Source organism: Paraburkholderia nodosa DSM 21604 (assembly GCF_000519185.1).
Lineage (GTDB): Bacteria > Pseudomonadota > Gammaproteobacteria > Burkholderiales > Burkholderiaceae > Paraburkholderia > Paraburkholderia nodosa.
Genome location: NZ_JAFA01000014.1, coordinates 197,442 through 208,743, shown reverse-complemented (window position 1 = coordinate 208,743; position 11,302 = coordinate 197,442). Strand labels below are relative to the sequence as shown.

Below are 11,302 nucleotides of genomic sequence, written 5' to 3'. Positions count from 1 at the left end.
CAATCAGCCGTTCTCTGGCTGGAATGACGTGTTCCCCGACCCCGGCATGACGGTTGCCGCCATCGACCGGCTCGTGCATCACTCGACGATCTTCGAGCTGAATGTTGAGAGCTATCGCCGCCGTAAGGCCAGCGACAAACAGAGCGCGCGCCGACGACAATTACCCAACGACAACTACGAAGAAGGAGCGACAACCATGGCCTCTTAACCAGCGACAACTACACCCGTCGACCGGCCAAGATGGTTGTCGCTGACCGGCCGTGCTGCTTGACGCCGTCTATGCGTGGCTGCCAGGACCGCGCGATGGACGTGGTCAATCTCAAGGTGAGTCGCGTAGGCGGTCTGACGAAGGCCAGGCAATTTCGGGATCTCGCCGTGACCATGGGAATTTCGCTGACAATCGAAGACTCGTGGGGCGGAGAAATTGCGACTGCCGCGCTTTGCCATCTCGCGCACTCGACGCCATCCGGTTTTCACTTCCAGTCGTCGGCGTTCCATGAGTACCACAGCATCACTGTCGCTTCGGGGGGACCCGAACTGAACGACGGCTACATGGCCGTCTCGGCTCAGCCGGGTCTTGGCGTCTCACCAAAAATGGACGTTCTCGGTGATCCTGTTGCCGTCATCGGTCAATCGGCTTAATACGGACCGCGCACGCAGTGAAGCGCTCGATTGTCTTCGCAATCGAGTGCTTACTCTCACCACCGCTGCACAGAAGTGGCCTCTCGACCATTGGTTCGAGAACCGGACTTTCGCAAAGACAGAGGAAGTGACCAGATGAGCGCAGTGATGTTGTCCGCGCGAGATATTCGTTCAGTCATGACGTGGGAGCGCGCTATTGAGGCACTTCGTGACGGTCACCGCGGGGCGCGGCCTCGCACTGAGGATCTGCTCCTTCAAAGCGGTCCGTTCAGCGTGTTTTCGCGAGGCGTCGTGCTTCCCGGCTACGGGGCAGGCGTCAAGGTCTGTTCCATCTTTCCTCCAAATGCACATAGAGAAACACCACTGCCGACCGAGGATGCCATCTTCGTGGTGATCGACGAGGAGAAAAAATCCATCTCGTGCATACTCGACGGCCCGGAAGTCACGCGCTGGAAGACCGCAGCAGACTCGGCGCTGGCATCGTCAATATTGTCCGCCAACGACAGCAAGAGCCTGCTCGTAATCGGAGCAGGACCTATCGCGCTCGCGTTGGTGCAGGCGCATGTCCATGTCAGGCCATCCATCGAGCGGATCATGCTATGGAACCGCACTCCGCAGAAGCTCGGTAGCGTCGCTCAATCATTGATGCCACTTGGCCGGACGATTGACGTGGTCACGGATGTCAACGACGCGGTATCACAGGCCGATATCATCTCCGCGGCTACCGGTACCGTCAGGCCCCTCATCAAGGGTCGGTTCTTGAAACCCGGCACACATGTCGATCTGGTCGGCGGATACCGGCCCGACATGCGCGAGGCTGATGACGACGTGATTGAACAATCTGACGTTTTCGTCGACTTCAGAGAGACAGCAGTCGAGTCTGGAGACATCATGCAAGCCATTGCCAACGGCTCGCTGGCTCTAAGCGATATCAAGGGCGATCTTTTCGAAATGGCTCAGGCTGCGCCAAAACGAAGCGGAAAGGCGACCGTGTTCAAGAACGCCGGGGGCGCGCACCTGGACCTTCTTATAGCGTTAGCGGCTGCCAAAGAACTGGGCGCCGGCGTATAAGGGCAGGTCCGAAGACCTGCTCCGTTCGCCAGAAGAAGTTCAACGAGACGAGGAACGTCTATCGGCTCTGTGTCGCGTCGGACGCTACAACTGTGCGGCACTATCGTGCTGGATTTGGCCACAGAAGGATTTAGACCATGCCGAAAATGCGGCCTTTCGCCGACCGGTTGCTCGCCCAGATGCCTTCGCTCAGAGCGCTGAGGTGCTTTGTGACGGCCGCGCGCTACGAGAGTTTCACACAGGCGGCTGAAGTTCTCTGTGTCACTCAGGCGGCGATAAGTCGTCAGATCAAGGAGCTGGAGGATTCGCTGGACATCGTTCTTTTCGAACGTTCAGGACGACATATCGCGCTCACGGAGGCCGGCAGGATTTTATACAACGCGTCCTACCTTTCCATCATGAACATCGCTGAGTCGGTCGAAGCGCTGCGCCGGCATGGAAGAAGTGTACTGATCATCTGCGTGTCTCATGCATTCTCCGCGTTATGGCTCGCNCCCCGCCTTGCGGCGTTCCGAAAACAGTTTCCACACGTGAGGCTTCATGTAGTGGTCACCGATCATTACAAGGAGTTCGACGGACTCATCGATGCGGACGTGATAATTACTAAAAACCCGCCGCGAGAAGCGGAATATTCGGTCGAAAGACTCTTCCACGACATCGTATATCCCGTTTGCAGCGAACAGTTTTTCGAAGAGAACTACCGCGGGAAAAACCTTTCGGCGCTTGATTTGTTCAAGCACCCGACGCTGAACCTCTCCCCCCTTGGCCGAACCCATCTCGGTGAGCACGTCGACTGGCGTGTGTGGCGAAACTGGTTCCAGCAAGGCGATGTCGGAGGGCGGGTCATGGAAGGCGAAAATTTCGAAAGCAACGACTATTGCCTACTTGTGTCTCAGGCGGAAGCCGGCGAAGGCACGTTACTGGGGTGGCACCATCTGGTTCACCGCCAAGTCGAAGACGGCCGTCTCGTAAGACCCGTTGAAGCATGTCTGGTCTTCCATGACAGGCACCACTACCTGGTCACGCACAGGAGCGCCCTGGAACGAGCGGAATACCAGCTTTTCCGAGTCTGGATCGCGACGGAGGTCGAGGAGATGCTGTCCAGTTGGCGCGAGCCGGAGGAAGCGCGCGAATAGTTGGTCCGAGTCTTTGATCTACACCCGTTGAACGTCCGGTCGCTCGCGCTGAGCCGTCGCCCTAATGTCCGATCGAAGCTGCGGGCGAATGACTCTTCCTGGCCGCCGCTTACGGTCCGACGCGTATGCGCGCAGGCGACCCTGACCTGCTGTTTAATGCCTCGTAGCCTGTATGCCTGCTTCCAAGGCAAAGCGGCCACACCAGCGCAACCCGCAAGAGGAGTCGTTAGTTCCTGTCCTCGCGGCTGTTAGCCGGCAAGCGACAGCATCACCGTCCAGGACCACCGAGAAACGCCGACCCCGAACTCTGTGTTTTGAAGAGAGTTGCGAATGCTGGCGCCGCCTGGTGGAAGCCTTGGAACTAGTCGAGATTGCTTCGTGCAGCAAATTGTGCCGAAGTGGTATATGATGAGCATCATGCAAAAATTATCATCCAGTCGAAAACCCGCTAGCCGCAAGGAAATCACGCACGAGCGCATCGTCGAAGTTGCCGCCCGCGCGATTCGGCGCAGTGGCTACGACGGGACGGGAGTGGCCGACATCATGAAGGAGGCTGGCCTGACACATGGCGGCTTCTACGCACACTTTCGATCGCGGGAGGTGCTGCTTGCCGAAGCGGCCGACCGCGCTGGTGCTCAGGCCGTGGCGTTGTCGGAGCAAATCGCCGCTTCCGTGCCGCAGGAGCAGGCATTGCCGTCGATGGTGCGCGCCTATCTGTCGAAGGAGCACCGTGACGCCGTAGAGACGGGCTGCCCGGTCTCTGCCCTTGGCTCGGAGATGCCGCGCCAGGCGCCAGTCGTGCGCCGCGCGGCCACCCGCCGCATCAAGGAAATGATCGATGTCGTCGCCCGGCAATTGCCCGATTGGGGGCAGCCGGGCGCACATGAGCAGGCACTTCTGACCGTTGCCACCATGGTCGGCACCATGGTGCTGGCGCGCGCCGTCGACGACCCCAAACTGTCGGACAGTCTTCTCGAAGCCGCACTGAATAAATTCGCACCCGCTGATGAGTAATCCGTTTGCCCGGCGGCCGTTTTCGTTGGATCAAAAATATGATGAACATCATATTATGGCGCTCATCTAACCATGTAAACACACTTCTCGCTACCGGAAAGACATGATGAAAAGCGAAATAGCCCTCGTTACGGGCGCCTCATCTGGCATCGGTGAAGCCACGGCAAACCGCCTTTCCGAGACCGGGTACAAGGTCTACGGCACCAGCCGACGTAGCGTACAAGCCGGCCAGCGGACATTCGAGATGCTGTGTCTGGACGTGACCAGCGATGCATCAGTCGAAGCAGCCGTCGAGGAAGTGCTGCGCCTGCACGGCCGCATCGACCTGCTGGTGAACAACGCTGGCTTCGGCGTCGCCCCAGCTGCTGCCGAAGAAAGTTCGCTTGACCAGGCGCGTACGATCTTCGACACGAACTTCTTCGGGATTATCCGCATGACGCGTACCGTGCTGCCCCATATGCGGCATCAAGGTCGCGGGCGCATCATCAACATCGGCTCTGTGCTGGGTTTCCTGCCCATGCCCTATATGGCGCTGTATACCGCCACCAAACACGCGGTAGCGGGTTATTCGGAGTCGCTCGACCACGAGTTGCGCACGATGGGCATTCGGGTGTCGGTGATCGAGCCTGCCTACATCAAGACGGCGTTCGACACGAACTTCATGCCGCCCGACGCCCCCCTCGACGCGTACCGCGAGGTATGCGTAGCCATGGATCAGCGAGTCAAGGAGGTAGTCGAAAGCGCTGACGGCCCTGAGGTTGTGGCCGAAACCGTATTGCAGGCCGCTCTCGCGGCTCGTCCGAAACTCCGCTATGCAGCGGGAGGACTCGCCGGCCGTCTCCGATTGCTACGCAGATTTGCCCCTGTGGGCCTGGTGGACGCCGGCATTCGCAAAGATCTGCGGCTCACAACGTAGATGGCATTACTTCACGCAACGAGAAACTGGCAAGGAACAACGAACCATGATGAAGGCATTCGTCGTCGATCGATATGGGCGCAAGAATGGCATACGAGCCGGCGATATGCCGGTTCCAGAACTGCGTGAGGACGACGTATTGATCCAGATTCACGCCGCCAGCGTGAACCCGCTCGATTCAAAGATCAGGGACGGACAGTTCAAGCTGATTTTGCCCTACCGTTTGCCGCTGATTCTGGGCAACGACCTGGCTGGGACCATTGTCCGCGTCGGGTCACGCGTGCGGCGATTGAAGCCGGGCGATGAGGTGTATGCGCGACCGCCCAAAGACCGGATCGGCACTTTCGCGGAATTCATCGCGATCAAGGAAGACGCCGTGGCGCTCAAGCCCAAGGTGCTCAGTATGGAAGAAGCGGCTTCAATCCCATTGGTGGGCCTGACGGCGTGGCAGGCGCTGGTCGAACGCGCACAACTGAAGAAAGGGCAGACGGTACTCGTCCACGCGGGCTCGGGTGGCGTCGGCACCTTTGCCATTCAACTGGCGAAGCACCTGGGTGCGACCGTCGCCACGACAGCGAGCGCCGCGAATGCGGGATTGATGAAGCAGCTCGGTGCGGACGTTGTCATCGATTACAAGAAGGACGACTTTGCCGCTGTATTGAAAGACTGCGATGTTGTGCTGGATACGCAGGGCGGAAAGACGCTCGAAAAATCACTGCAAGTGCTCAAGCCGGGTGGCAAGCTCATCGGAATCGCGGGTCCGCCCGATCCCGAATTTGCCAGACAGATGGGTGCCACCTGGTTCCTGAGAGCGGCGATGCGCCTTCTAAGCTATCGCATCCGAAAGGCGGCAAGACGTCGGAATGTAGGCTATTCATTCCTCTTTATGCGTGCCGACGGAGACCAGCTAACCGAGATCGCCAAGCTCGTCGACGCAGCTGCGATAAAGCCTGTGATCGACCGTATTTTCCCGTTCGAATCAACGCGAGAGGCATTGGCTTACGTCGAAACCGGACGTGCAAAGGGTAAGGTCGTTATCAATATCCGATAGAAGGGGGAACCTCTGTTCGCTTCCACGCGGAGGCAACGGCACTTGCTGGACGGTGAATATCTCCTCGGAACGTGGGAGGTCACTGTCCGCTGTCAGTTGTGAAGAGGCCCTTCAAACGTTCGCAGAATAACCAGGAGGAACGGCGGCTCATGGCCGGACCGGGAAATCCATCGGAAGGCCATACGCAGCGGATCGCCTTCACCTACAAACTTCCATAGTCGACCCGAAGCGGTCTTACCTGCTCACGTCGGAATGGCGGCCGTTTGCAGGGTGAAGCCGTCATTCGCGCCTCCGCCTCAGTTGGCAAATCCTCCCGTGGGACCGGTCACGCACGGCCACCGGCATACTCCAATAGTCGATAAGATTCACGACGCCCGTAACTCACGGATCCCCTTACCGATCCGCCGTCGCAGCAGCGTGCGCAGCGTCACGCCGTCCGCGTAGCCGACCTGCTCGGCGATGCGATCTACGCTGAGCTTGCTCGTCTTCAGCAGATGGACGGCCCGCTCGACCCGCAGATCCTGTATGTATTCGACGGGCGTTTTACCGAGCACCTCGTTTAGACGTCGCGTCAACGTTCGCTTGCTGGTCGCCAATACTTCGGCGGCGTTGTCGAGGGCGATGGCCGTGTCGAGGTGTTCACGCACCCAGCGGTCGAAACGCTCGACGAGCGGGTCCGAATGGGCCAGATGATCGGAGATCGCAAAGGCAGACTGCGACGGCCGCGAATCGAATACGAGGTACTTGCCCACGAGCGCCGCAAGCTCCGGGCTGTTGTTGCGGATCAACCAGAGCGCCAGGTCGAGATGGCTCAGAGCGGCCCCCGCCGTCACCGTGTCGCCGCTGGGAACGACGATGCGATGCACATCGAGGTGCACGTCGGGGTAACGCTGCCGGAACACCGGTGAGAGCCACCAGGTGGTGGTGGCTTCGCGCCCGTCGAGCAGGCCGCTTTCGGCCAGCACGAACGTGCCGGTGCAGGCGGCGCCCAGACGGGCGCCGGCACGGTGCCACAAGCGCAATGCGTCTAGCGCATCGACCACATCAGCCCGGCCGAGCGACGGCACGAGCAGGTCTGTCGTCGTCCTGTTGAGCGCCGGCACGACGACCCAGTCCGGGGCGGGGGCGTCTGTCATGTCGCGCACGGGCACCTGCAGGCCAAGCGCAGTGCGCACCTCTGGCCGCATCCCCACAACGGTGATTTCGAAGCCCGGTGTGGCCATCCCAGTCGCGCGCGCCAGTTCGTTGGCCGTCGTCAAGGCGTCGAGCACCGTGGTGAGGCCGGTGTCGAACACCCCCTCGAGTGCGAGGACAAAAATTCGCATGGCAGAATCGATACCAAAATTGTCGATCGAGACAGTATTCTCCCTGGCGCTCCGTTTGTAAAGTGTGGCTCACCGAGTGAATGGATCACGCGGAACTGGAGAGCAAAGATGATCAAGAAAGCACTATTCGTACGACTCGAAGCCAAGCCGGGCAAGGAGCAGGCGGTAGCAGACTTCCTCGACGCCGGCCTGGAACTGACGAATCGGGAGGCGACCACGCCGATCTGGTTCGCCCTCAGGCTGTCACCGACGACGTTCGGCGTCTTTGACGCCTTTGCGAGCGAAGAGGACCGCCAGGCACACCTGCACGGGAGTATGGCCGGCGCCCTGATGGCGCGGGCCGACGAGATGCTGGCCGGCCCTCCGTCTGTCGAACCGATCGACGTTCTGGCCATGAAGAACAGGCTACCCTGATTCACGGTTAGCTATCACCGATCAAGTCTCACCCGTCAAGCGCGATTGCACGAAACGACGGGAAACTGCTACCAATTTTGGAGTGCAAAATGTTCGTATTGCGAAACAAGCTGATGATTGCCGCCCTGATTGCGCTTGGCGCCACGATGGCTCACGCTGAGGCAAAGGCGGCTGCGAAAGATGTTGTCATTGTCCACGGCGCACTGGTGGATGGCTCCGGCTGGCGGGCCGTCCACGACCTCCTGGTCAAGGATGGTTACCACGTGACGATCGTACAAGAGCCGCTCACGGGCCTCGCCGAAGACGTCGATACCGCTAGGCGCGTTATCGATCAGCAGCAGGGCCCGGTGGTGCTGGTCGGCCACAGCTATGGCGGCTCCGTGATCACGGAGGCCGGTGCCGATCCGAAGGTCAGCTCGCTCGTCTATGTGGCCGCACTGCAACCCGACGTCGGCGAAGCCAGCGGTCAGCTGTTGCAGAAGTTCGCCGCGCCCAACGACGCCATGCGGGCGACGCCGGACAAGTTTTTCTTCCTCCCGCCTGCGAAATTTCGTGAGAACTTCGCAGCGGACGTCTCGCCCCTGGACGCTCAATTCCTGGCGGACTCGCAGGACCAACTCGCCGAGAAAGCGTTGGGAGCGCCGGTCTCTGTGGCGGCATGGCGAACCAAGCCCAGCTACGCGATTTTAACCACCCAGGATCATATGGTGAGCCCACAGCTTCAGCGCTGGATGTATCAACGCTCGGGTGCCAAGGTGACCGAGGTGAGCGCAAGCCACGCTGTCTTTATCTCTCAGCCGGCCGCGGTCGTGCGAGTGATCGAGGCCGCGGCGAAGTCGACGAACTGACCGGTAATCGTCTCGATGGGGGCGCCTGTCGGCTTGGCGCCGACGGCCGGCACTGTCGCGAGTCGGGCCGGCCCTTCGCGGATACCCACGCTGGCTGTCAAATCACGGCAATCGCGGGTGTACGCCACTCAGATCGGGACATAACCGCAAACCTTCACGGATGTTGCCGCCATGCTATTACTGCTTCTTGCCTACCTCGGCGGTGCACTGACCATCCTCAGTCCGTGCATCCTGCCGGTGCTGCCTTTCGTATTTTCGCGGGCAGACCGCCCGTTCGCGCGCAATGGACTGCCGATGCTGGTGGGCATGGCGCTAACCTTTGCCGTGGTCGCCACGCTGGCTGCCGTCGGCGGCGGCTGGGCCGTGCGCGCCAACCAGTATGGCCGCTTCGCCGCCCTGGCGGTGCTCGCCGTGCTTGGCCTGACCTTGCTCTCGGAGCGTGTCGCCGAACGGATCACCCGTCCGTTCGTAGTGCTTGGCAACAAGCTCACCGAACACGCCGGGCGCCAGGGCGATTCGGTACTCTCGGCGGCTGGGCTGGGTGTGGCCACGGGGCTGCTATGGGCGCCCTGTGCGGGCCCGATTCTGGGCTTGCTGCTCACGGGCGCGGCCCTCAAAGGCGCCAGCGTACGGACAACGTTGTTGCTGCTCGCCTACGCGACGGGCGCGGCGACCTCGCTCGCGCTGGCGCTGCTGATTGGCGGGCGCGTTTTCGCCGTGATGAAGCGCTCGCTGGGCGCTGGAGAATGGGTGCGTCGCGCCCTGGGCGTGCTGGTGCTGGCGGGTGTGGCCACCATCGCGCTGGGGCTGGATACCGGGCTGCTGACACGCGTGTCGCTGGCCAGCACGGGGGGCGTCGAACAGAAGCTGGTCGACGCGGTGCGTCCCGCGCCTCTCGTGCAGCTCGCCGTGAAGGCCGGCGATACGTTGCCGGTGGAAGGCGATTTGCCCGCGCTCGATGGCGCCACCCAATGGCTCAACAGCCCACCGCTCACGGCGCAGTCGCTGCGCGGCAAGGTGGTATTGGTCGACTTCTGGACCTACTCGTGCATCAACTGCATCCGTTCGCTGCCGTACGTGCGGGGCTGGGCTGACAAGTACAAGGATTACGGCCTGGTGGTGATCGGCGTGCACGCGCCCGAGTTCGCGTTCGAGAAGGATCCGGGCAACGTCGCCCACGCCGTGAAGGACCTTGGCGTAGGCTACCCGGTCGCAATCGACAACAGTTACACCATCTGGAAGGCCTTCAGCAACGAGTACTGGCCCGCGCATTACTTCGTCGACCCGCAGGGGCATATTCGTCACCACCACTTTGGCGAAGGCGACTACAAGCAAAGCGAGGACGTGATTCGCCGGCTGCTCGCCGAGGCCGGCCAGACGGACCTGCCTGGCGGCTACGTGCAACCGGTCGCGCAGGGCGCACAGGCCGCCGCCGGCTCCGGCGATGCCAATCGCTCGCCGGAAACCTACGTCGGCTACGCACGCGCACAGAACTTCGCCGGTGGCCCGGTGGCGCAGGACGAGACTGCCACGTATCACGCGCCCCAGACCCTGACGGCCAACCAGTGGGCGCTCGACGGCCGCTGGTTGGTGGGCGACGAAAGCGCCCGGCTTGACAGCCCTGACGGACGCATTGTTTATCGCTTCCATGGCCGCGACTTGCATCTGGTGCTGGGGCTCGGCCGCGACGGGCATCCGGTGCGCTTTCGCGTGCTGATCGACGGCAAGGCGCCGGGCGCCGACCGGGGCACGGACATCGATGCGGATGGTTACGGCACGATCACCGGACAGCGCCTTTACCAGCTCGTGCGGCAGGCAAACGGCAACAGCGAACGCACCTTCGAAATCACGTTCCTTGAACCTGGCGTGCTGGCTTACGCGTTTACGTTCGGCTGAGTCCCACCTTTGGCACGAGAAGGGCCTCATGTCCCACCTTCACACTGATTTCGACTGTCACGCAAGGAGTATGGAATGAACCGCATCGCACTGGCTTGCACCTGTGTCCTCGGTTTGCGTCTGTTCGTACCTGGACTCACCATCACGGTCGTTCGCCGTTTCCACTTTCTACGACGTCTACGCTATGAACCGACCTTCACGCTCATCCCGCCGTCTGCCATCACGACCGATCCAACCATGAAGCTGGCTCGCGCGGAGGCAAGAAACAGCACAACTTCTGCAATTTCCTTTGGATCGGCTGCGCGCCCGATAGGCGCGCTCTCCCCGTGAGCGGCCAGAGCGGCGACACCATTTCCATCCGCCGCCACGGTGTTGAGGATATTCGTGAGTACGTCGCCGGAGCCGACAGCGTTCACTCTGATTCCGTGCCCTATCGCCTCTAGCGCAAGGGTTCGGGTGAGCTGTGCAAGCGCACCTTTCGACGCGGTATAGGCCGCAATCGTTGGGAATGCAAAGTACGACGCATAGGAAGCCACATTGACGATAGCGCCTGAACGCCGGGGAATCATTGCCTTCATGGCTTCGCGTGAGTGCAGGAAGGCACCGGTTACATTGACGTCGATGATACGCTCCCAATCGGCGCGCGACATGTCCACCACGAGCTTGTTGATGATGATGCCCGCGTTGTTCACAAGCAGGTCTAGCTGCGAGAATCGTTCGATGGCGAGCGCAACGGCTTTCTCGGCACTGCCATCCGCGGAGATGTCCGCGACGAGCGGCACGACGTTGGGGCCCGCTAGCGACTCGACCGCGGGGTCGATATCCTCTGCCAACACTTTCGCACCACGCGCCACGAGCAGTTCCGTGATCGCGCGCCCAATGCCACTTGCCGCGCCAGTGACGATGGCGACCTTGCCTTCGACTTCTTCAGTACCGTACATGTCTCTTTCCTCAAAGTTGGATTGTTCGTCAAGCTGACGATCGGCTCG

Annotated in this window: 12 protein-coding genes; 10 read left to right on the top strand and 2 right to left on the bottom strand. The window is 61.0% G+C overall.

Annotation, left to right across the window (positions count from 1 at the left end):
- The 7 genes from A3CW_RS47160 to A3CW_RS0122005 all read left to right on the top strand — a co-directional run.
- The coding region (locus tag A3CW_RS47160; RefSeq protein ID WP_028205504.1) for an ATP-binding protein at positions 1–208 on the top strand (208 nt) is incomplete at its 5' end.
- A gap of 32 nt (positions 209–240) precedes the next feature.
- The gene (locus A3CW_RS0122030) at positions 241–642 is read left to right on the top strand and encodes an enolase C-terminal domain-like protein (RefSeq protein WP_081771750.1); all 402 of its coding nucleotides are present in this window, start codon (positions 241–243) and stop codon (positions 640–642) included.
- Positions 643–777: 135 nt separating this feature from the next.
- Complete coding sequence (locus A3CW_RS0122025) at positions 778–1,713, top strand: ornithine cyclodeaminase family protein (protein WP_028205502.1); 936 nt, start codon at positions 778–780, stop codon at positions 1,711–1,713.
- Positions 1,714–1,850: 137 nt separating this feature from the next.
- The gene (locus tag A3CW_RS0122020; RefSeq protein ID WP_028205501.1) at positions 1,851–2,849 is read left to right on the top strand and encodes a LysR substrate-binding domain-containing protein; all 999 of its coding nucleotides are present in this window, start codon (positions 1,851–1,853) and stop codon (positions 2,847–2,849) included.
- Between the two features lie 405 nt (positions 2,850–3,254).
- A complete protein-coding gene (locus A3CW_RS0122015; RefSeq protein ID WP_028205500.1) occupies positions 3,255–3,863 on the top strand; it encodes a TetR/AcrR family transcriptional regulator in 609 nt (202 codons plus the stop codon).
- A 106-nt stretch (positions 3,864–3,969) separates the two neighbouring features.
- Positions 3,970–4,779, top strand: coding sequence for an oxidoreductase (locus A3CW_RS0122010; RefSeq protein WP_028205499.1), 810 nt, complete (start codon positions 3,970–3,972; stop codon positions 4,777–4,779).
- A gap of 49 nt (positions 4,780–4,828) precedes the next feature.
- Complete coding sequence (locus tag A3CW_RS0122005) at positions 4,829–5,830, top strand: NADP-dependent oxidoreductase (protein WP_028205498.1); 1,002 nt, start codon at positions 4,829–4,831, stop codon at positions 5,828–5,830.
- A 365-nt stretch (positions 5,831–6,195) separates the two neighbouring features.
- On the opposite strand, the gene A3CW_RS0122000 is transcribed toward A3CW_RS0122005, so the two are convergent.
- A complete protein-coding gene (locus A3CW_RS0122000; RefSeq protein WP_028205497.1) occupies positions 6,196–7,155 on the bottom strand; it encodes a GlxA family transcriptional regulator in 960 nt (319 codons plus the stop codon).
- A 108-nt stretch (positions 7,156–7,263) separates the two neighbouring features.
- Here A3CW_RS0122000 and A3CW_RS0121995 point away from each other — a divergent pair, with 108 nt between their 5' ends.
- From A3CW_RS0121995 to A3CW_RS0121985, 3 genes are all read left to right on the top strand, one after another.
- Positions 7,264–7,569 carry a putative quinol monooxygenase gene (locus A3CW_RS0121995; RefSeq protein WP_028205496.1) on the top strand — a complete coding sequence of 102 codons (306 nt, stop codon included), beginning with the start codon at positions 7,264–7,266 and terminating at the stop codon, positions 7,567–7,569.
- Positions 7,570–7,658: 89 nt separating this feature from the next.
- Entirely contained in the window at positions 7,659–8,417 is a 759-nt protein-coding gene (locus tag A3CW_RS0121990; RefSeq protein ID WP_028205495.1) for an alpha/beta fold hydrolase, read from the top strand.
- Between the two features lie 171 nt (positions 8,418–8,588).
- Complete coding sequence (locus tag A3CW_RS0121985) at positions 8,589–10,313, top strand: cytochrome c biogenesis protein DipZ (protein WP_028205494.1); 1,725 nt, start codon at positions 8,589–8,591, stop codon at positions 10,311–10,313.
- Positions 10,314–10,495: 182 nt separating this feature from the next.
- Here the strand turns inward: A3CW_RS0121985 and A3CW_RS0121980 are convergent, their stop codons facing one another.
- A complete protein-coding gene (locus A3CW_RS0121980; protein WP_028205493.1) occupies positions 10,496–11,254 on the bottom strand; it encodes an SDR family NAD(P)-dependent oxidoreductase in 759 nt (252 codons plus the stop codon).
- Positions 11,255–11,302 lie beyond the last annotated feature (48 nt).

What these genes read in the sequence shown, in the direction of transcription:
- A3CW_RS0121985 (WP_028205494.1), top strand. Translation starts at nt 8,589, where the DNA reads ATGCTATTACTGCTTCTTGCCTACCTCGGCGGTGCACTGACCATCCTC.
- A3CW_RS0122005 (WP_028205498.1), top strand. Translation starts at nt 4,829, where the DNA reads ATGAAGGCATTCGTCGTCGATCGATATGGGCGCAAGAATGGCATACGA.
- A3CW_RS0121995 (WP_028205496.1), top strand. Translation starts at nt 7,264, where the DNA reads ATGATCAAGAAAGCACTATTCGTACGACTCGAAGCCAAGCCGGGCAAG.
- A3CW_RS0122000 (WP_028205497.1), bottom strand. Translation starts at nt 7,155, where the DNA reads ATGCGAATTTTTGTCCTCGCACTCGAGGGGGTGTTCGACACCGGCCTC.
- A3CW_RS0122010 (WP_028205499.1), top strand. Translation starts at nt 3,970, where the DNA reads ATGAAAAGCGAAATAGCCCTCGTTACGGGCGCCTCATCTGGCATCGGT.
- A3CW_RS0121990 (WP_028205495.1), top strand. Translation starts at nt 7,659, where the DNA reads ATGTTCGTATTGCGAAACAAGCTGATGATTGCCGCCCTGATTGCGCTT.
- A3CW_RS0121980 (WP_028205493.1), bottom strand. Translation starts at nt 11,254, where the DNA reads ATGTACGGTACTGAAGAAGTCGAAGGCAAGGTCGCCATCGTCACTGGC.
- A3CW_RS0122030 (WP_081771750.1), top strand. Translation starts at nt 241, where the DNA reads ATGGTTGTCGCTGACCGGCCGTGCTGCTTGACGCCGTCTATGCGTGGC.
- A3CW_RS0122015 (WP_028205500.1), top strand. Translation starts at nt 3,255, where the DNA reads ATGATGAGCATCATGCAAAAATTATCATCCAGTCGAAAACCCGCTAGC.
- A3CW_RS0122025 (WP_028205502.1), top strand. Translation starts at nt 778, where the DNA reads ATGAGCGCAGTGATGTTGTCCGCGCGAGATATTCGTTCAGTCATGACG.